The sequence below is a fragment of the Pedosphaera parvula Ellin514 genome (assembly GCF_000172555.1).
In the GTDB taxonomy this organism is placed as follows: domain Bacteria; phylum Verrucomicrobiota; class Verrucomicrobiia; order Limisphaerales; family Pedosphaeraceae; genus Pedosphaera.
In genome coordinates, this window is sequence record NZ_ABOX02000026.1 from 69,543 (window position 1) to 89,411 (window position 19,869).

Annotated in this window: 16 protein-coding genes; 3 read left to right on the top strand and 13 right to left on the bottom strand. The window is 56.1% G+C overall.

From position 1 onward, the window contains the following. Positions 1 to 135 precede the first annotated feature (135 nt). The 3 genes from CFLAV_RS19045 (at position 136) to CFLAV_RS19055 (ending at position 4,870) form a co-directional block, all read left to right on the top strand. Positions 136 to 2,178, top strand: a complete 2,043-nt coding sequence (locus tag CFLAV_RS19045; protein ID WP_007416434.1) for an alpha/beta hydrolase — start codon at positions 136 to 138, stop codon at positions 2,176 to 2,178. Between the two features lie 204 nt (positions 2,179 to 2,382). Then, on the top strand, positions 2,383 to 4,269 hold the full coding sequence (locus CFLAV_RS19050) for an autotransporter outer membrane beta-barrel domain-containing protein (protein ID WP_150107496.1): 1,887 nt from the start codon (positions 2,383 to 2,385) through the stop codon (positions 4,267 to 4,269). Positions 4,270 to 4,594: 325 nt separating this feature from the next. Continuing rightward, complete coding sequence (locus CFLAV_RS19055; RefSeq protein WP_040549429.1) at positions 4,595 to 4,870, top strand: hypothetical protein; 276 nt, start codon at positions 4,595 to 4,597, stop codon at positions 4,868 to 4,870. Positions 4,871 to 5,233: 363 nt separating this feature from the next. Here CFLAV_RS19055 and CFLAV_RS19060 read toward each other — a convergent pair whose 3' ends face one another. The 13 genes from CFLAV_RS19060 to ccsA all read right to left on the bottom strand — a co-directional run. Then, positions 5,234 to 6,301 (bottom strand): heparin lyase I family protein, encoded by a 1,068-nt coding sequence (locus CFLAV_RS19060; RefSeq protein ID WP_007416437.1) that lies wholly within the window; start codon positions 6,299 to 6,301, stop codon positions 5,234 to 5,236. 233 nt (positions 6,302 to 6,534) lie between these two features. Further along, positions 6,535 to 7,539 carry an alpha/beta hydrolase family protein gene (locus CFLAV_RS19065; protein WP_040549431.1) on the bottom strand — a complete coding sequence of 335 codons (1,005 nt, stop codon included), beginning with the start codon at positions 7,537 to 7,539 and terminating at the stop codon, positions 6,535 to 6,537. Beyond that, positions 7,511 to 8,503, bottom strand: coding sequence for an alpha/beta hydrolase (locus CFLAV_RS19070; RefSeq protein WP_007416439.1), 993 nt, complete (start codon positions 8,501 to 8,503; stop codon positions 7,511 to 7,513). Before CFLAV_RS19070 ends, CFLAV_RS19065 begins: the two co-directional genes overlap by 29 nt. Before the next feature lie 31 nt (positions 8,504 to 8,534). After that, the gene (locus tag CFLAV_RS32700; protein WP_007416440.1) at positions 8,535 to 9,542 is read right to left on the bottom strand and encodes a class I SAM-dependent methyltransferase; all 1,008 of its coding nucleotides are present in this window, start codon (positions 9,540 to 9,542) and stop codon (positions 8,535 to 8,537) included. A 173-nt stretch (positions 9,543 to 9,715) separates the two neighbouring features. Further along, positions 9,716 to 10,669 carry an alpha/beta hydrolase family protein gene (locus CFLAV_RS19080; protein WP_007416441.1) on the bottom strand — a complete coding sequence of 318 codons (954 nt, stop codon included), beginning with the start codon at positions 10,667 to 10,669 and terminating at the stop codon, positions 9,716 to 9,718. Positions 10,670 to 10,934: 265 nt separating this feature from the next. Further along, the gene (locus tag CFLAV_RS19090) at positions 10,935 to 11,894 is read right to left on the bottom strand and encodes a hypothetical protein (protein WP_007416442.1); all 960 of its coding nucleotides are present in this window, start codon (positions 11,892 to 11,894) and stop codon (positions 10,935 to 10,937) included. Between the two features lie 9 nt (positions 11,895 to 11,903). Then, a complete protein-coding gene (locus tag CFLAV_RS19095; RefSeq protein ID WP_150107497.1) occupies positions 11,904 to 12,521 on the bottom strand; it encodes a hypothetical protein in 618 nt (205 codons plus the stop codon). After that, positions 12,436 to 13,539 (bottom strand): RNA polymerase sigma factor, encoded by a 1,104-nt coding sequence (locus CFLAV_RS19100; RefSeq protein WP_007416444.1) that lies wholly within the window; start codon positions 13,537 to 13,539, stop codon positions 12,436 to 12,438. The genes CFLAV_RS19095 and CFLAV_RS19100 overlap by 86 nt, the downstream gene beginning before the upstream one ends. Positions 13,540 to 13,723: 184 nt before the next feature. Further along, on the bottom strand, positions 13,724 to 15,142 hold the full coding sequence (locus tag CFLAV_RS19105; RefSeq protein WP_007416445.1) for an RNA polymerase sigma factor: 1,419 nt from the start codon (positions 15,140 to 15,142) through the stop codon (positions 13,724 to 13,726). Positions 15,143 to 15,589: 447 nt separating this feature from the next. Continuing rightward, the gene (locus CFLAV_RS19115; RefSeq protein WP_083809024.1) at positions 15,590 to 17,869 is read right to left on the bottom strand and encodes a LamG-like jellyroll fold domain-containing protein; all 2,280 of its coding nucleotides are present in this window, start codon (positions 17,867 to 17,869) and stop codon (positions 15,590 to 15,592) included. Positions 17,870 to 18,363: 494 nt separating this feature from the next. Then, positions 18,364 to 18,621 (bottom strand): hypothetical protein, encoded by a 258-nt coding sequence (locus CFLAV_RS19120; protein WP_007416448.1) that lies wholly within the window; start codon positions 18,619 to 18,621, stop codon positions 18,364 to 18,366. A gap of 116 nt (positions 18,622 to 18,737) precedes the next feature. Next, positions 18,738 to 19,226, bottom strand: a complete 489-nt coding sequence (locus CFLAV_RS19125; RefSeq protein WP_007416449.1) for a DUF4339 domain-containing protein — start codon at positions 19,224 to 19,226, stop codon at positions 18,738 to 18,740. Between the two features lie 239 nt (positions 19,227 to 19,465). Continuing rightward, positions 19,466 to 19,869 (bottom strand): cytochrome c biogenesis protein CcsA (gene ccsA, locus CFLAV_RS19130; protein ID WP_007416451.1); only part of this gene is annotated, 404 nt, incomplete at its 5' end.

Below are 19,869 nucleotides of genomic sequence, written 5' to 3' on the forward strand. Positions count from 1 at the left end.
CCCTGCAACTTCCTTTAATAACGAAAATTTCTCACAATCCGGCCAATCCGTCTAAAATATCCTTGTCATCAAACCGATGGCGATAGGGTATTTCATTGCGTTGAGTTTCGCACAGATTCTTCTAATCTCACGTTTATGCGGCAAATTTTGGCGTTTTGGATCGTTGTCCTTCTTTCAGTAAAATGGTGCGCGGCGGAAACGTCGGACAGCCTTCTGGCTGATTATTTCAAGGTTCGCACGGCCCAAATCTCCAACTCAAGCCTGACGAATATCCACACGCTCGCCGATTGGCAAAACCACCGTTCCGAACTGCGCCGTCAGTCCGCCGAAATGCTCGGACTGGACCCGATGCCGGAACGGACCGATTTGAACCCGGTAGTTACTGGAAAAATCGAGCGGGACGATTTCACGGTCGAAAAACTGCATTTTCAATCACTGCCGCATCTCTACGTCACCGCCAATCTTTACGTGCCGAAGAACCTGACAAAACCCGCGCCGACGGTGTTGTATCTTTGCGGTCACACGGCGGTAATCACCAACGGCGTTTCCGTGGGAAACAAAACCGCTTATCAGCATCACGGCATCTGGTTCGCGCGCAACGGCTATGTCTGCCTCATCGTCGACACGGTGCAGTGGGGCGAAATCAGGGGCCACCATTGGGGGACTTATCGCGAAGGACAATGGTGGTGGAACTCGCGCGGTTACACGCCAGCGGGCATCGAAACCTGGAACGCCATTCGCGCCCTTGATTATTTGGAGTCGCGCCCCGAAGTGGACGCTGACCGCATAGGTGTGACGGGCCGTTCCGGCGGCGGAGCTTACAGTTGGTTTCTCGCGGCGATGGACGACCGCGTGAAGGTGATCGCGCCGGTCTCGGGCATTACCGACCTGCAAAACCAGGTCGTCGATGGCTCGGTGGACCAGCATTGCGACTGCATGTTTTTCGTGAACACGTACCGCTGGGATTATCCGATGCTGGCGGCTCTCTGCGCGCCGCGCCCGCTGATGCTTGGCAACGCCGACGCCGATTCGCTCTTTCCGGTGAGCGGCGTGATGCGGACGCGCGAGGCGGTGAAACGCATTTACGGACTCTACGGCGCGACCACCAATTTCGGACTGGTGATGGTTCCCGGCCCGCACAAGGACGTTCAGGATTTGCAAGTGCCGGTGTTCCGCTGGTTCAATATCCATTTGAAGCACGAGGATCCTGTCATCGAAATGGCCGCTGTAAAAATGTTCGCGCCGTCCGAATTGAAGGTGTTTGAAAAGATTCCCGATGACCAGATCAACACCACCATCCAGGAGAGCTTCGTGCCGAAAGCTAAATCGCCCGAAGTCCCGAAATCCGCGGCCGCATGGAACAACCTTCGCGATAACTGGCTCAAGGAGATTCGCGCGAAATGTTTCGGTGCATGGCCTGCAGATGAATCCGCGCCCAAAGTCCAGTCGCTTTTCTCCGAGCGCAACGACGGCATCATCTACGAAGCCTACGAAATCCAAGCTGAGCCCGAAGTGCCGTTGCGACTTTACGTTATGCACAAAAACAGCGAGGAATCACAGATCACTTTGCAGGTGGCGGATGCCGCGTTCAAACCAATGGAATTGAACGAAGCCACCGGCTTGAGCCCGCGGATTCTGGAGACGCAAAGCATGTTCGGCCCGCGCGATGTCGTGAACCAATTGATCGAGAAGATCAAAAAGGATGGCTGCGCGCAGGCAGTCTTGTTCACGCGCGGCACCGGTCCAGGCGCATGGAGCGACGATGAGGCGCGGCAGCGGAATTTGCGGCGCCGTTTTATGCTGCTCGGCCAGACGCTGGATGGCATGCGCGTTTGGGACATCATCCGCGCGGTGCGCGGCTTGAAGACTTTGCGGGAATTTCACAGCACAGCGGCAAACGTGCAGGCGGGAGGGGAAATGGGCGTGAACGCGCTTTATGCGTCGCTTTACGAACCGGGCGTCGCGTCACTCGATCTGTGCGACATGCCGTCCAGCCAACAAACCAAAGGGCCGGATTATTTGAATGTCCTTAAGTTCGTGGACATCCCTCAAGTAGCCGCCATGGCCGCCGAACGTTGCCCCGTGCGCCTGCAACCGGATGATAAGAAAGGCTGGGAATTCCTGCGCGGGGTTGCCTCTTCATCTGCGGCGAAGCTCCGGCTCGAGTGGGTGAAGTAGAGCGATTGAATGGATTCTCCGGCCTCGAAAGGATTACATGGCATCATGACCAGACGTGATTTTCATAGGTTTACCTCCAACGGAACCATGGGCATTCTCGGAATCTAAATAGGCGAAAATCCCGCTTCGATTGGGGCACATTACTCCCTAGCACTGCCGTTGCGCGCGTTGCAGGATAGGCAAGATATTGAGGACCGGACAGTTATGCGAACTCCAACATGTCGGACCGTCGGAATGGAACGCACCCTGTGCTTCGTGGGACTAGTGATGGCATTTATCTGCGCGTCAACTTCGGCGCAGGTGAATTCCTGGACGAGCGGGACCAGCGGCAACTGGGACCAGCCGTCGTCCTGGTCGCTGGGCGTTCTCCCGAATAGCTCGCAATCGATAATGATCACGAACTCCGGCTGGAAAGCCGTGGCCATCAATCCATCGACGCCAGCCAATTTCCCCGATTCGATGACCATCGACAGTCTGGCTATCGTCGGTGCGTGGGACACCGAGAATACGCTGCTCTTGAACTACTTCGGCACGGACGTTCCGCTGACGGTGTTGAACGGGCTGACGCTGCAGGACGGCGCGCAGATTCTGAATTTCAATTCCGGCCTGGTCGTTCAAGGCGGCACGATCACCGTCACGAACTCACAAATCAATCAGGACGGCGGATTCATTGGCATGGCGAACGCGCAGATGAATCTCAGCGACTCGGTGTATAACCTGACGAACGGCCTTTTCGAAGGCGGCTCCGTTTCGATCGGTTACCCGGCCTCCGCTCATTTTAATCAGTACGGCGGCACGGCGATTATCACTAATTTGGGACTGGCCTCCTACATCGTTGGCCCAATCGACAACGGGATTTCGCTATACGGCGGAACACTTGAGTTGCCCGGTGGAATGTCCCTTCTTGGCGAACGGGGTGGACTGTCGTATTTCCAGGCGGGCGGAACCAATCAGACGACCCAGGTGACGATAGTGCCGGACTATGGAGGATTTATCTCGGGCTTTACGCTGAACGGCGGATTACTGGCGGATAGTGGCGTCCAACTAATGGCCGGCTACGAGACCCCCATAAACATCGAGCAAAATGGCGGCTCCCACGTAATCACCAACACGCTGCTCATTGAGGGCTACTCCTCTCATGGAGATTCCACCGATCCCGCCACCTACAATCTGAACGGCGGGATGCTGTCCGCGGGCGTCATCGAGCTGGATGCAAACGAGGGAGACTCGGTGTTCGTGCAATCGAATGCGACCACCTCCGCGGGAACAGTATATGCACACAGCCTCGGATATTACTTAAGTCACAACACGATCATCACGCTGGCGGGCGGTACGCTGAGTTGTTCGAACTACACTACCGATGATGGCCGCGGCACCTTGAATCAGAGCGGCGGCGCGCTGGTCGTCAGCAATCTGCTGGACTTCCGCGGAACCCGGAACGTGGGAGGACCCACCATCTACTACGGCCAGTATACGTTCACCGGCGGGACACTGACTGCGAGTAACATCAACATTGCCGGCCACTGGATCATTGGCGATGGCGGCACGAACCGGATCAGCAATTCCGGTTTCTGCAGCCTGTCGCACACGATTCAGATTGGAAATGCGGTCGAACAGCTTGGGCGCTTTATCCTCGCAAGCAACGCGACCATCGATCTGGCCGGCACCACCAGCCGGTTGAGCTTCGCGAACAGCAGCGGCGAGCTTTGGGCCGGCGCCGCAACGCTGGTAGTGACCAACTGGAATGGAAATCCTTCGGGCGGCGGCGCGGAGCAGTTAAAATTCGGGACCAACCAGTCAGGACTGACGCCCGCCCAGTTGAGCCAGATTCGGTTCCGTCTCGGTAATTCAACAAATCTCTATTCGGCGAAAATCCTTAACACCGGTGAAGTGGTTCCGGACCGCGTGATCCAGCCGTCCGTCGCTTTTTCGAAGCAGGGGAACAACCTCGTGCTGAGCTGGCCGGCAGGATGGTCGCTCCAAAGCGCCACGAATGTCCCCGGTCCTTACTTCGACGTTTCGGGCGCAACCTCGCCGTACACCAACGACATGACCTTCGAGCCGCACCGGTTCTTCCGGCTGCGGCAGTGAACGGAGTGCAGAGCTTGAGCTCGGAGCGAACCGACAATTCATTTCCCGTCTTCGCAGTAGAAAACGCCTAAAACTTGGGGGCGAGGGTTGGAATCGGACAAAGGAACCGAATCAGAACACCCCAAAGATATCAAAATCTCCAATAACATCAGGGACTATTCGCGTCCACTCGCCAGAATTTTTCACTCCTCGCTGACACTTTTACTGACAGTGGTGAAGGCTGAGTGAATTATGAGCTAGTTTTTTGACGCCGAGAGAACTCCTCAAGGACTCGTTGCCCAAGATGGGTCCGATGGTATCCATCTGTCGCTTTAGCCTGGTCGGAATGGCACCACAACATTTGCAAATCGAGCAAGCGATCCACTGCTGGCGGCAAAGAATCGTCTTGAAAGGCAAAACCTTCTTTGCCTCTAAATTGGTGAAGCAAAGCCAAGCATTAGAGATTCAACTTGCGAAAGATCTCATCTACCCGTTTGTGCAGGTGTCCAAGGCAGCCTTTTATGGCTTTTGCCAATGCGCCCGAAAGTTTGTCAGCGATTTCTTTGGGTGGTTTGGTGTTATCATTATGGGAGTAGCAAATCGGAAACCTTCCAGAGCGTAAGTCGAATGGCAGTTCTTCTGGACGATGGTCTTACTCGGTGTTCATTACACAAATAATCCGTGCCCATCTGATTGCTTCTGCAGTGTATCCGAGTTCTATCAAAACATTCGGATTGGGTAACGCTTTGCCATCGGTTGAACGACCAACAGGGGGGACATCAAACAAAGTGATTTCGGCACCTCTGATTTTTTTGAAATATTACGGCTGCAATGTCTGGCGTGCCGGAAGTAACAGACGTGTCTGATCCACTCTCAATGCCCTCAAACGCGAAGTCGAGCTGCGTATGGTTTGTATTATGCTGTCATTTCTCGCAAAAGCTTTTTGAAAAGCCAGGCTCATTGTCACGAGTAGTTTGTTTATGTCCTAGCGCCGCGCGGCGGCCGAGGGATCAAAACCGACGGATTGGGGCGTGTCGCCGGATTTGACCTGATTGAAATAGGCAACGAGCGTCTGGTCCGAATCGCTGTGATAAAGCCCGAATTTGAATTCCGGTCCGGTGGTCAGTTCATACCCGACCGGTCCGCGATATTCGACAATCTGCTTCCCGTTCCACCAGATGTTGACGAAGCCGTCCTGGTTGTCCGACCATTTCGCCTGGACCACGAAGTCATTCCATTTACCCAATGGAAAGTGCTTTTCCTTGAAGACCGTCTCCGCGTCCGCGCCGTCGCGGGCATCAGGGTTGGCGTGGAGAACCTCGATTTCAAAACGGTTCTTGTGATCCGTTGAACGCGTCCGATAACCAAAATGTAAACCGGGTCGCGACCCTGCTTTGTGCGTCGACCCATTGAAGAATTCGTTAAATTTCCATTGCGCCAGACACAGCCATTGGTCGTCGCTGTCCTTGACCGGAATGGAGGGAAAATTGGCCGGCAGTTGGAGGCTGAACGCATACCATTTCACGGAGTGGATGGGCGCATATTCCTCCGTCGCCACCTCCGCGCGAAAGGTCGGGATGAACCTGTGGTTAATCCAGACTTCGCCGGGACGCGTCTCGAAGCGCAGCGAATCCTGATCGTTCTTTTGCACATCCGAGACCGGCTGGACGGAATAAGGCTTTCCCGGCGTTTCCAAAGTCCAGGTTGTTTCGAGCGGCTTCATCCAATCCGCCGTGGGGCGCACCCTGCGCGGATAGCTCGGAAATCCATTCCAGCCGGCCCATGTGAAAAACAGACCAAAAATGGCAATCAACAGAATCGTGACCTTGGCCAACGGCCGCCGCCAATAGGACGCGGCAAGCAGCAGCGCGATCAGTTCCATTCCAACGGCGGCGAATAGGAGCGGTTGCGGCAGCAAGAACGCCCAGGTAAGCACCGGCAACACTAATCCGCCAAGAAACAAAAGAAACGCCACAATCGGCGCGATACCGCCCTGTTTTGTCCCGTCCGAAACTGGTCCCTCCAAATTGGCTGATCGAGGTTGAGGCAGCACCGGTTTGTATTAGAGTTTTCCAGGCGATTTGCAAGTTCAAAAACACTTGTAACTCCTTATTGCTCTGGCAACAAAACTTGGAGGCGGAGGTCGGAATCAGATTGCTCGGAAAATAGCAAAATCCCCTTTAGAATCAAGGACTATTCGCCAAAACTCGCTACTATTTTTCACTACTCGCCATTGCTTTCACTGAGAGTTTCACTGGCAGTTATCCCAAAGCCGTCCGCATATAATTAACGAGGAGCCGATAGAGCAGATTTTTCTAACCTGGGCGCCAGCCAGCCAATGATGCGACCGGCCAATCCCGGCATAAAGAATGTGCTGATGTGACCGTGCGGCAATCGCCAGATCTCTGGCTGTCCCCATGACTGCCAGATTTCCTCGGGGCCGATCGACACCAGTAAATCATGGATTCCTTCGATCAATAATAGTTTTTCTCTGGAGATCGCTGGCCGGGATGTTCCCGGGTTTAACAGAGTCCTGACCAGTTCCTCACACGCCGCCCGTCGACTAAGTAACAATTCGCGAGCACGACGCCCCGCGACGTGTTCCAGTTGTGACAAAATATTACCTTGGCGCGCGGGTGCCAGGGCCACGACGACCGCAGCCAGACGCGCGTCGCGGCACACTGTTATTCCCGCCATCCAGCCGCCTAGGGAAACTCCCGCCAGTGCCACAGCCGGGCAGCCTTCAGCCAGCAACCAGCTAGTCAGACCGCGGATTTCGGAAACCGCCTGCGCATATGTTTCTGCCATCTGAAAATAATCCGGGGTCAATGGAATATACGGGCCGAGGACGCCCAGCGTACTATATTGGCGTGGACGGCGTTGATAATGGTAAGGTGATTCCAGCGTCGCCGCGTTGAATCCCGCCCGATTGCATTGTCGAGCGATCAAGGGAAATCCGAATCGATAATGGATTGGGTCAACACCGCCGTGCAGCAGAATGATCGCTGGCCGTTCCCGCCATCTTTCTCCGCAGCGATAGAGCCGGCCGTACACGACGTTGTTCTCGGGGAATTTGGAAGGTCGCGGCGTCGGAAAACGAAAATGCAGCGCGTCATCGAATTGAACCTTTGCCGGCGGGGATTCGGCCGGAATGAAGTCCGGCCCTTTCAGGAATCGGACAGCCTCCTCCAACTTCAAACCTGGTCCCGGCTCCCTCAGGGACTTTGGAAACATGGCCGAGCCGGTCTGAAGAACCGACCAATCAATGAATTTTGCCAAAGGCGCGATCATGTTTTGCGGTGGCAGCATTGAGCCGCGGTTCCAGCCAGCGAAGCACGCGGCCCGTCAAGCCTGGCAGCAAGGCTTTGCTGACATGCCCATGCGGCAATCGCCAGATGTCCGGCTGCCCCCATACCTGCCAGAGGTCTTCGATGCCCTCCTTTCCCACGAACAAATCGTGCATCGTTTCGATCAACAATATGTTTCTCTTTGGAATAACCGGCTGGGCCGAAGTCAGATTCAACGAGGTTCCATTCAGCGTCGCCCACGCCGCGCGCTCTCCTTGCAACACCTCTCGAATGCGACGCCGGGAGACCATTTCCGCAAACGAGAGATTCATGCGCACGCGTGGCGCGGCCAAAACGACGGAGGCCAGGCGCGTGTCGCGGCAAGCCGTCAATCCCGCCAGCCATCCGCCAAACGAAAAGCCCCACAATGCTATGGCGGGGCAACCTGCTCCCAATAGCCATCCGGTCAGCGCTCGAATTTCGGCAATTGCCTGTGCCGTTGCCTCTGCCATCTGCAAGTAATCCGGCCAGCTCAATGCCCCGGGCTGGCGCGGACGGCGTTGAAAATGGTAAGGCGCCACCAACGTCACCGCGTTGAATCCCGCGCGATTGCAGTGACGAGCAATCAGCGGATACCGGAACCGATAACCGAAGGAGTCGCCGCCACCATGCAGCAAGACGATCACCGGCCGTTCCTGCCAGTGTTCAGTGCAGCGGTAGAGCCGGCCATAAATGATGTTGTTCTCCGGGAAGCTGCATGGTTGAGGCGTGGGAAAGCGGAAGTGCAGGTCCGACTTGTCTGGATTGAACTCTACCTGTGCCGGCTGGCTATCGGCAGTAATGAAGCCCGGCTCTTTCAGAAATTGGAGCGCTTCCTCCATCTGCGGACTTCGTCCATAGGCGTGCGGCATCCGCACCAGAACCTGAATTGCCGACCAGTCCAGGAATTTTGCCAAAGGCGCGATCATATAATGCCAATCAATCTCTTTTTTGGACAGGTCATTCAAGAACCGCGGCAGCGAGGCCGCCAGGCAGGCGTTTGCGTTTTGTTTCGTGGCCCCAGCTCAGGTGCTCGCGCAACGATAAACCGTACGAGTCCATGAGCGTGGCCAGGGTTTCCTTCACCGGCGGCTCGCTCGGAATCCAAAATGTCTGGGACTCACGGACGGCTTTCAGAATGGCTTTGTGCAAGCGGCCGAGGGGTTTGCGACGCATCTTGATGACAGCATCGGTGGCGTAATCAAACACCACCACGCTTCCAGGCGCAATCGTGGCAATGGTACGAAAGGTCTTTTCCATCGCCTCGCGGCTCAGATAGTAGGTCACGCCCTCCCAAAGAAAGAATGCGGGTTTGGATGGATCAAAACCGGCTTTCATCAGATTATCCAGCCAATCGTCGGTCAAAAAATTAGCAGCGACGAATGTGACACCGCTTGTATCGACTCCACATTGATGCAAGAGCCTGAGCTTGAGTTGTCGGGTCTTTGGCAGGTCAACTTCGAAACAACGAATTCGGTGGTTGTGTTGCAGTTGCACGGTTCGCGTGTCATAACCCGCGCCCAGCTCGACAAACTGTTCGACGCCCGGCAGATACTTTTCAATCGCAGCGTCAGCAAACGTCGACCTTACATGGGTTTGGTGCTGGACAGGCGGAATTCCTTCATAGGGATAGCGGAGGCTCTTTGGAACGAACCCGGTCAATCGATGGCCCAGTAACACGGGGAATGCCACCGCATACAATCCAGCGTGGCAATGGTTCGGCAGTACTTTTATTAACTTGGCGCAAGCCTCATCCCGTCTTTGCCCAAGTTGATGTTGCATCCACCGCGTGGACATTGGGCCCAATGCCGTCGCCGAGACTCCCAGCTTTCGACTCGATAAAATCACGTGGGCCTCGTAAAGAATTGCGACAACCAGCCAAACCGGAAAAAGGACAACTCGGATGAGACCGGACAACAACGCCGCCATGAGCGAATACTTATGTGATTGTTCTTTTTCGATCGTCATATATTTTTCTGTTCAGGCTCCTTCATTTTTCGCTTTTAAGTTTCTTCCCCTCGCAATCCGATGTGAGAGTGCCAGACCGAAGGCGAAGCAGATGATGCATGCCGCGGCGACTAGTCGGCTGCTCCTTTCTAAAAAACCTCGAATTCGCTTCAACAATTTTGCCAAAGGTGCGATCATACGTTGTTTTTTCGACCGGCTTCCAACCTCAGCGACAGCCAGTCAAGCATGCGCCCCGTCAAGCCCGGCACGAACAGCGCACTAACGTGACCGTGAGGCAATCGCCAGATTTCAGGTTGTTCCCACTTTTGCCAGAGGTCCTCCATCCATTGCCGCTCCCCGAACAGATTATGGATGCCGTCAATCAACAGAATATTTTCTTTCGGGATAACTGGCGTGGATAAAATCAGGTTTAACCGGGTCGTATCCATTGCATCCTGTGCCGACCTTAGAGGCTGAAGCGCTTCTCGAACCCGCCGCCAGACGATTGGTTGGGAGCACCTCATGCGCACCTGGGGCACAGTCAGAACGGCACAGGCGATGCGTGGATCGCTGCACGCAGTCAATCCCGCAAGCCATCCCCCAAACGAAAAACCCAAAAGCCCGACGGATGCGCAACCTTCATTAAGCAGCCAGCCAGTCAGCGCGCGAATCTCAGCGACGTTCTGTGCAATCTCCTGCGCAAACTCCAAACAATTCTCTTCAATGGGTCGGCGCGGACGGCGTTGAAGACTGGAGGGAGCGACCAATGTGACCGCATTGAATCCGGCCCGATTGATGCGGCGGGCAAGCAACGGAAGCCCGGAGTGATAACCGATGCCAAAAGCGCCATCCAATAGAATGATAGCCGGTCGTTGCTGCCAGCGTTCCGCGCACCGATCGAGCCGACCATAAACGACGTTGTTCTCGCGGGCTTTGCCCGGGAGCGGCGTGGGAAATTGGAAATGCCGCGGCCCGTCAAATTCCATCTGTGCCGGATCGCTTGCGGCGGGGATAAAGTCCGGCCCATTCAGAAATTCGAGCGCTTCCTCCAATTTCCATTTTGGCCTGGGCGCGTGTTTCAGCCCAATAACGGCGTATGCCATCTGAAGAACTGACCAATCAATGAATCTTGCCAATGGCGCGATCATTCGCTTTTAAGTTTCTTTCCCTCGCTATCCGGCAGCCCTGGCTTATGGCGGATTATCGCCATCACTTCGCCTTTATCATTCTTGTACTCATTTGGATCAGTTCCAACAAGTTGCGATCTGCAATCCTCCGAATTATGCTGGGTTGCAAAAATAGAGAGCGGGGTCGGAAGCGCTTATGATTATTTCCTTTTCGTTTTTCGACCAAGCAATAAGCGCTTCCGACCCCGCTTCGCTTCCCGGGCTGGGGCTTTGCGTTCTTTCGCGGCTAATTCTGCGCGCCATTCTTAATGCCCAGCGCCTTGCGCTGCTGCGCCCATTGCTGCTGACGTTGCTCCAGGTCCTGGGCGACCAGCCACTTAAACGTCTCCATCTGGGCCGGGGTCAGGAACTCCGCGGCGCCCCGCACCACGTCTTGCTGGCGGTCGCTGACGATTTGGGTCCATTCCGCCGGCGGGCGGAACAGGTCGGTGTTGTCCGGCGACTGCGCGCTGATCTCCACTTTGATGAGCCCCTGCAGCTTGTCGCTTTGCTCCTGGCTGAGCGGCGCGCCGCCCATGTTCTGCTGAATCGCGCCGACGAGGCGCTTGGCCGAGTCGTTGCGCATCCCATCAGCAACCGAGTCAAGAAAGGCTGTCCCCTCGGGGCCGAGGATTTCGCGCCGTCGGCTCTCCTGCTGGCGTCGGTCCTCGTCACGCTGACTCAGCGCGTCCGCTACGGGCATTGAACCGCGCAAGAGCGCAGCCATGCGGTCGGAATCGCGTCGTTTGTTGTCAATTTCCAGGTCGAGGTATTGCTCGGTCTTTTCCGGAGACAGCTTCGTTATCTTAAAGAAGAGGTCGAGATTGGCGCGCATCTGGTCGCGCATGTAATTCTTCTCGACCTTTTGCTGATCCGGACTGTCCAAAACACTGGCCAGCGCGTTTCCGAACGTGCGGGTTTGGGCTGCGGATTCTGAGGCGGACCTGGTTGCCGCCGCTCTCTCTCGCATCAAGGCCACGAGCCGCTCGTTGCCGGCGCGCCTTTCAGCCTCCACGACGTCCCGGTTCCGTTCCTCGGCCGCCCCCAGCACTGAACGCCGGGATTCCGACTCCTGTTCTGCTGCCCGGACTTGGGCCTCGACCTCGGCCAATTCACGACCCTGACGCACATGCCGCCAAGCTCCCCAACCGACGAGTAGCACGCCCGCCGCCAACAAACCAAACTGCATCTTGCTCGATAATCTCATATGTCCTGTTTAGAGCTTTCGCAATATCCGCAGCACTGTCCCCTTTTGCGCGCTCATATTGGAGACCTGCATCAGCCGGAGGGATTCCACCTGCTCCGGAGACAGGAACCCCGCCGCAGCCTGCAGAATCCGCTGGTTCGATTCGGCTTGAGCCTCAAAGCGCCCGTCCAATCCGCCCGGCGAGACGAGTTCCCGCACCGTGAAGTCGCCTGCCAGGCCAGAGGCCACTTCCGTGGGTTCGGCTTCAATGACGCGGGCCAGCGCCCCTCGCTGAATGGCGCTGATCGGGAAAGGTCCCAACTGCTTGTTAAACTGATCCACCAATGTCCGCGCCGGGAATTCCTTCTGGCATTCCTGGTAGCTGGCAAAGCCCTCGTCCCCCAGCAATAGCCGGATCTGGCTGGTCGCATCCCGTTCGGTATCTGCCTCGGTCTGCACCGCAGCTTCAGCCGTCAGGGTCGCCTCCGTGAACGCCACGGCGGTCTCGAGATTTTTCAAGCCCCAATCCGCGCCAATCCCCACCAGCTTCTCGGCCTTCTGCTTATCCAGCTTCAGTCCCTCGATGATCGGGCTCCAGCGGGTGCGGCTGGGCCGTGAACAACTGCTGGCGCAGCGCCTCCCGTGCATCCGGGTCGCTCAGGGTCGCCGCCAGCAGCGTGGATGGCGCGTGAGCGCCAGCCAGCGACTGGCTCCCCTGGCCGGCGGCCTTTCTTCGGGTCCGCAATCGTTCCAGGTCCTTTTGCTGGCTGCTCTCGGTTTCGAGAATGCCGGCCGTCTGCTGTTCCAGTTCCTGCGCGCGGCTTTCTTCTGCCGCCAGCGCTTGCGCCTGGCCGTCCAACTTCTGGCGGGCGGCCGCAATCTGCTGCGCTTGCACGGCGTTTTGATGTTGCTGAAACGCGAGCAGGACAACCACGCCCGCACCGATGGTAACTTTCGCTTTGGTCCATGCCATAATTTTCAATGTCCCTTCTGCCAGCGTCAGGGTTGAGGCGGTCATTGCCGCGCCGTGAACCGCCCCGGCGACCACCGTGGCGGCCAAGCCTGCCGGTGCCGCCTGGGTTCCTTGCGCGGCAATGGCGCCCCCCAATGCCGCCGCCGACAGCACGACGCCCCGCCTGGCAAACATCTTCCGCATCTTTTCCAGCGCCCGACTGACGCGCATTTGCGCCGCTTCTTCGGTCGCTCCCAGGACGGCGGCCACCTGCCGGTAGTCCTTGCCCTGGAAAAACCGCAGCACGATGGCGTCGCGATCTTTTTCGCGCAGGCCGCCGATGATCTCATTCAGGATGGGGGCCACGTGCCGCCACGATTCTTCGGTATGGTGGTTGGGGTCTGATTGCATGCAGGCCTCCTGCTCGCGGCGGACGCGCCGGATCTCGCCGCGCACATAATTGGCCGCTGTCAGTCTCGCCGTTTGGAACAGCCAACCGGCCAGCACCGTCCGGGGATTGAGCGAACCGGCTTTGCGGGCGAGAACGACGAAAACCGCCTGGGTGACTTCCTGCGCCTGGTGATGGTTGCGGGTGTGGCGCAGCGCCGCCGAATAAACCAGGTCGATATGCCGCGTTGCGAGCGTGGCGAACGCCTCCTCGGAATGCCGCGTCGCGTATTCCCGCAGCAGTTCCATGTCATCCATCGTCGTCATTTACCTATAAATGTCCGTCCGCACTGAAAGGCAACAGCATTTTTTTGTCTGGTTTTAGCCTCCGGCGTGGGAAGCGGAAGGGAAGGGGCAGCCCCGGAAAGCTGAAACAATGAACGGTCTTAACGGTGGTGGCGGAAGAGAATGAGGGATGGGAGGGACCCGGTTTCAGAATTCCGGGGGAGGCTCAAAATGGCGTGTATTTCACCCGATTTGCTATTTTCCACTCAGCGCCAATTTTTTGCATGATGAACGTAGGAGTCAAATCTTCCCCCTCGGTATGAACCAGCAAATGAACCTCGTCTTCCGAAATGGCGATTTTGCCAAGAACGCGATATCCCGTGACATTCGTCATTCCATTGACATTTTGTTCCACCAATTCATTTTCTGATTTGCCTTCCCAGTCCTTGACCATCTGCTTCTGTGCCTCGGGAGTTGCACTGTTCAGTAAAGTTTTTAGGTCGCCCTTGGTCATCGCCCAAGTGGCCGATTGGAATGCATCTTCCGGCGAGGCATATCCCACAAAGGCCCACGACGCCTTGTCAATAATTTGCTGTGCGCCTGGCTTGGGCTGATTTGCGTCATCGAAATTCTGCCCGGATGCCTGCGCGGAGCGGATCCGCTGATTTTCCTCGCGCTGCATTTCAGCCTCTTTGGCTTTGCTCCGAAGATTGCCAACCTCTCCTCGAAGCCGCAGCAGTTCATTAAACTGGTCGCGGGAAAGCGATTGAGCATTGGTTGCTGTTTTGTACTGATTGCGTAATTGCTCAAGTTGATTGATCAACGAGCCTTGCGATTGGTGAAGCGCCTGAACTTCGTCCTGTCGGTGTGACGCTTGACGAGCTTCGTAAATTCCGGCTCCGGCCAGCACAGCGACCGTGGCGGTGACGAAGGCTTTTTGTATCGTGGTCATGGCAATGGTTGTGGTGGTGGCGATTGCGGTGGAAGTGAAAACGGCCGTCCCTGCGATTGCGGTGGCAGTAATGGTGACGGCCAAACCCACAGGTGCGGCCTGCACAGCATTGGCAGAGATAACGAGGGCCAGTCCGCCTGCGCCAACGGTGACGCCGCGTTTGGCCAGGAACGCGCGCAGCCGCTCGAGAGCCCGGCTCACGCGCTTTTGGGCGGCATCATCGCTGATGCCGAAGGTTGTGCCCACGGTGCGCAAATCATAGTTCTTGAAATAGCGGAGAAACAAGGCGTCACGATCTGGCTCGCCTAATTCGCCGAGCGCGGCGTCGAGGTGCGGGGCGATTTGTTCCCATGAAATCTCGGATGCCGAAGAAAGCAATTGATTCATGGTAGCGGCCTCCCGCTCACGGGCACGCCGACGCTCAATCGTGCGCACGGTCTGGGCGGCGATGTTCTGCGCGGTTTGGTGTAACCAGCCGCATAGGTTTGCGCGATTTGTCAGACGCGCCGCATTGTTCGCCAAGGCGACAAACACGCTTTGAGTCACATCCTCGGCAAGGTGCGCGTCACAAACCATGCGTAACGCGGCAGAATAAACGAAATCTAAATGGCGTCGCACCAATTCAGCAAAAACCGAATCGGTGCTGTGTTCCGCATAAACTCGCAATAATTGTCCGTCGGTCTGATCGTTCACTCACTCTATGTTAGCCGCCGGATTCAAAATCCGACAGGAAAAGTCCAAGAATCTCACAATTCCAAATTTTTCCGGCCGGCCAACCCAAGCTCGCTACGATCTCGCGAAGATCCATGGGCTGAACCGAGTTGAGGTCAGGAAGGGTGAACAAAGGATCGAATTATTATTCCGCCAGCGTTTGAGATTTGTGCTTGTGTAAATAACTAGGACCGCCGCTTTTTCGTCCCTGGGAACAAACCCTCGCCAATCAAAAGCGCTCATCCCCAGTCGCCGACCCTCTTCCGCAAGCAAACAAGACTACAGCTGTAATCTATCTCATTCATCCACCTGAATCCAGCCCTCAGCGCTGCCTTCTCAGTTCAGAGACGCGCCTGAAAGTAAAAATACTTAGGGCCGGCCCAGTTCATGTGGGCCGGCCCTGTTCATGGATTTTTCCTTAACACCAAATTACTGCACCTGCACACGGAAGAATTTCGTGCCACTGATTGAATTGGTATAAGGTGACGTTGCTCCGATAACGTTGGAATAAGGTCCCCCAACATTGCTTGATGACTGGAGCGTTCCCACCGGCCAGGAAACGACAACCTTAGTGCCGGAAATCGTGATGGATAGATGCGTTGTGTTCAGGAAATGACTCTGAATCTGTGAAGGTGTCAGGACCTTGTTATACACGGCTACATCGTCCATGTTGCCAACAAACGGATTGAAGCCGGCGTCCGAACGCCAGCCCAGAACGGTCGGGCTGCTGCCGCTGGGCAAGCCGGGATTGGTGTTGTAATTATGGTTGTAACTGGCGGCACCGCCAGCCGGCACGTTCCCGTTCTGGACAAATCCACTGTCCGTCCCGGAAGCTTTTGCCACACCATTCACATAGAAGGTGAACGTAGCGCCGTCATAGGTCATCACTAAATAATACCATTGCCCGGCAACAATGGGATCAGTATCGGTCAATTGAGCGCCTGTCCAAAAGCCGTTGTAAGGCCACCAAGCCCAATTATTGCCCCCGGTTTGATAAACCAGCCAGCCAGTCGGGCCAGCGCCATACGGATTGCTCATGGAAGACAAAGGCGTCCGGTAATCATTGCCATTGGCGGCCAATGACGCAGGTTGGAACCAACCTTCCACTGAAAACGCCCCTGGTGGATTAATTTCGATCGCATAGGGAATGTTGACGGTCGCACCCCCGGTAATGCCCACAGCCACATTCGTATCGTGCGGCACACCGGTCGGAACGCCAAAGTTGAAGCCACCCGTGCTCGCAACATAGCTCCCATCAAAGCTGCCAACGGTGTCAACCGCCGTGCCGCTGCCCGTCGATTCGTTCAATTGCCAGAAGGCCACCGGACCGTCAGCAAGCACTACTTTAGCATAACCATTGACCGGCACATCCACCGGACGAGCCTGGACATTCAACGTGGCCGGATCGCTGTCGACGGAAGTATACGGATTCATCACGCTGACATAATAGCTCGCACCATCGTTTGTCAGTTGCACCTTCGGCAACCACAACACCGGGTTGGTGGCTCCGGGGATGCTGCTGCCGTCTCCATTATGCCATTGGTATGTGATTGGTCCTGCTCCTTCCGCCACAATTTCAAACGCCGCCGCACTACCAACATTGCGCAAGATGGAAGTCAACGGGGCGTCAATTTGAAGATTGGTCAGAACGGTCAGGGTAGCCACGCTGCTGGTGACGGAACCAACATAGTTGGTGACAATCACTTGATAAGTCGTGCCGTCATCAACCGGGGCGGCGGTGAACGACAATGTGCTGTTCGTGGCGCCATTGATCCGGGCACCTCCGACACCTCCCTTGTACCACTGATACGCCAGCGGCGTCGCCCCGCTGGCGATGACGCTAAATTGTGCGCTGGATCCCGCGTAATTGGTGGCCGATGCCGTGTCCTTCAGAAGTGCCGGCGCGGCGGCCACTCGGAAAGAATTTGTTCCCACCTGATAGTGAGCCAGAACCTGGGCGGCCGTCAGCGCATTGGTGTAATAGGCGAATTCATCCAGGTTACCATCGAAGGCGCCATACCCTGACCCATCACCGCGGAAGCCCAAGGCAATTGGATTGACTCCGGCATTATTGACTGAATTTGCTGTGTAACCCGCAGCGCTCTGGGTGCCAACCAATGTGCCGTTCAAATAAAAACTCATGTTGGTTCCATCATAAACGCCTACGATGTGATACCAGTTGAACAGCGTAACAGCCGCAGATTGAATCCAGACACCACTCGCGGTAATGCAGGCAAATGCCGTCGGCGAGCCCGCTATTTGATAAACATACCAGCCCGACTGCGTTGACGTGTTCCAGCCGGAAAAATTGCCGATGGGACAACGATAATTGGCCAGGTCGGTGCTGATCGGATTGGCCCAAATCTCGAACGAGAACGGAGCTTGCTGATTCATCTCGTCATAATAGCCGGCCGTGACTGAAGAAGGTTGAGCCACCGACAGCGCAATGGAGTTGGTATCTATGCCGGGTTGTCCCAGCAATGGATTGGAGCCGCTGACATTATAAACGCCAGGAAACGCACCCGACGCGCTGCTATCAACGGCGGCCGTGCTGGAAGTTTCCTCCAAACGATAGTAAGCCATCGGATGATCCCCCAGAATTGTGGTGGGATAATCTGCCGCACTGGCCACGCGAACACCTGACAGCGCCAGCGCCGCCGCGAATGGCACCCACTGCTTTTTCCACCGAGCCGACATAGTTGATTTCATAGGTTGATAGAACGGTTAAAGGTTTCGTGCGCTGCTCTCCGGATTATTGATTTCATCTTCCCTGCCCCTTTTTGTCTATCCCCAGTATTGGGGAGGGGATGGATTCACCGGAAGCTGGCTGGAAAACGATAGCGACAACGTAGCAATCGGTCTTTCCAAGCTGACCGTTTGCCTTGCTGATTGAGTCCACGTTAACAACTTCCCGGCGTTGCTGTAATAATGCTTTTAATCCTCCCCGTCAACTCACAACCGAAACTCGCATTCCGTCGGAAGGTAGGGCGCCAGTGCCCGTCCGGAAGGACCTCCGCTGCGCGCCGTTCTGGGCTTCTCCAACATCCATGGTGGAATGACGCTGGTGCCCGTCCGGAAGGACCCGGAATTCTGACATCGTCGGCGACTCAAGCCAACCCGTCGAGCTTATCCGCGGACGCGGCTAGGCCCTCCTCGCAATTCCCCTCCCTTCATTCGAAACTCGCCATTCGCAATTCGGCAGATCATCTTCTTGCCAAAGCCTCAGCCCCTGCCACCACGGCATATTGGGACGACCACAAGAGACTGCCCAGGATACCCTTGAAGACATCGCCAGTTGACGTGCTACTCTGGCTCTGACTTTGGAGTGCTTCGTTGTAAGCTCGCTCCTCTGCGGTGAGTTCAGGCTGTACCGTGGCACATCCGTATAGACTAAAAACCACCAGTAGCGCGCTGGCATGAACGAGCCACTTGCGAGGAAAACTTTGGAGGGTGTTATTCATGATGCATTCTTGGGATGCGGCGCGAACGTAAGTTGAGCTAGCACCATCTTACCGTCAACCAAAAAGGCCAGCCCATTTCTGGAACTGGCCTATTCAGGAAATCAGCCCCTCGTCGTTCATGATCTGACCAGAAACCCGACCCCTGCCAACTCAGTGAAATTAACGACAAGACCCGTAACCGCCATCCATTTGTTGGAAGCGGGCTTGGTGAGCGCGATGATTCCCAGGACCATGCCTGCCAAATTGGCGACAATGTTCAACAGAAAGGCACATCCCACAATCATCATCACCGGGCTCGAGTCGCTGGTGCCCTTGCTATCCGCAACTCCGGCAGCAATCGTAATCGCAATCCAGGCCACACCCCCTGCCAAAGCAATGATAAACGATGCTTTTCCAAAACCGGAGGGCCTCAGAGTTGCCGATGGCGCCGCATGCAAGCCCAGGGAAAACGCGCTTAAGACCTCGGAAAGCGGCTGCCAATCTACGAGTCCATCATGCCAGGCAAAATCATCCGCTCCCAACTCCCCGGATGCAAGCCGCGTACGCAACTCGGCTGGCATGTATGGCCCCAATGTTTGCTCGTTCCTTCTGACGTAAATTTGCATAAACAAGGCGGTCTGCTTCGCCCGAAGCTAAACGCCACCACCCTGTAGTCAATGAAAAAGGCCAGCCTCACCGCCGAGCAACGGGAGGCGGACTCCCCTTTCCCCACCTGAACGTTGAACGTTCTCATCATGGAGAATGGACGATAGTAAAGACGGCAACCAGAACGGTGCGCAGCGGAGTGACGCGCCCTACCTTTCCGCCCTCCGCCCTCGGCCCCCCATCCTCCATCTTCCACCCTCTATCCTCGCATTGTGCGCCCCCTCCCCGCCGGCACAAAACCAATCGCAAAGAATGCGAGATTAACCAGGACCGCCGCTGCCAGCATAATAGAAGTGTTCGCCGCCCCATATTGGTGTAACCCGTTCCCCTGCGGCCAAAACCACGCCAGGCTGACCACAATATTCCCGAGCATGCTGATCGCGAGAACTCCTCGCGCGCCGTTCTTGAAGAATCGATGGGCGATCAAATAGCAAGCTAGCCAAATGACCACGCTCAAGCCTCCGACTTCTTTGGAATCCCAGGCCCAGTATCGACCCCATTCCCTTTCGGCCCAAATCATCCCGAGGAAAACTCCCATGGTTGTAAAGAACAACGCGACAGTTCCAAGCACAAGACTGACGCGAGCAATCGAATGCAGACGAG

Bases quoted from the DNA above. Each gene is read 5' to 3' on its own strand.
- CFLAV_RS19050 (WP_150107496.1), top strand. From the start codon at position 2,383: ATGCGAACTCCAACATGTCGGACCGTCGGAATGGAACGCACCCTGTGC.
- CFLAV_RS19070 (WP_007416439.1), bottom strand. From the start codon at position 8,503: ATGATCGCGCCTTTGGCAAAATTCCTGGACTGGTCGGCAATTCAGGTT.
- CFLAV_RS19045 (WP_007416434.1), top strand. From the start codon at position 136: ATGCGGCAAATTTTGGCGTTTTGGATCGTTGTCCTTCTTTCAGTAAAA.
- CFLAV_RS19120 (WP_007416448.1), bottom strand. From the start codon at position 18,621: ATGAATAACACCCTCCAAAGTTTTCCTCGCAAGTGGCTCGTTCATGCC.
- CFLAV_RS19100 (WP_007416444.1), bottom strand. From the start codon at position 13,539: ATGACGACGATGGATGACATGGAACTGCTGCGGGAATACGCGACGCGG.
- CFLAV_RS19115 (WP_083809024.1), bottom strand. From the start codon at position 17,869: ATGAAATCAACTATGTCGGCTCGGTGGAAAAAGCAGTGGGTGCCATTC.
- CFLAV_RS19080 (WP_007416441.1), bottom strand. From the start codon at position 10,669: ATGATCGCGCCATTGGCAAGATTCATTGATTGGTCAGTTCTTCAGATG.
- CFLAV_RS19095 (WP_150107497.1), bottom strand. From the start codon at position 12,521: ATGCACGGGAGGCGCTGCGCCAGCAGTTGTTCACGGCCCAGCCGCACC.
- CFLAV_RS19125 (WP_007416449.1), bottom strand. From the start codon at position 19,226: ATGCAAATTTACGTCAGAAGGAACGAGCAAACATTGGGGCCATACATG.
- CFLAV_RS32700 (WP_007416440.1), bottom strand. From the start codon at position 9,542: ATGACGATCGAAAAAGAACAATCACATAAGTATTCGCTCATGGCGGCG.
- CFLAV_RS19055 (WP_040549429.1), top strand. From the start codon at position 4,595: ATGGCACCACAACATTTGCAAATCGAGCAAGCGATCCACTGCTGGCGG.
- CFLAV_RS19090 (WP_007416442.1), bottom strand. From the start codon at position 11,894: ATGAGATTATCGAGCAAGATGCAGTTTGGTTTGTTGGCGGCGGGCGTG.
- CFLAV_RS19065 (WP_040549431.1), bottom strand. From the start codon at position 7,539: ATGATCGCGCCTTTGGCAAAATTCATTGATTGGTCGGTTCTTCAGACC.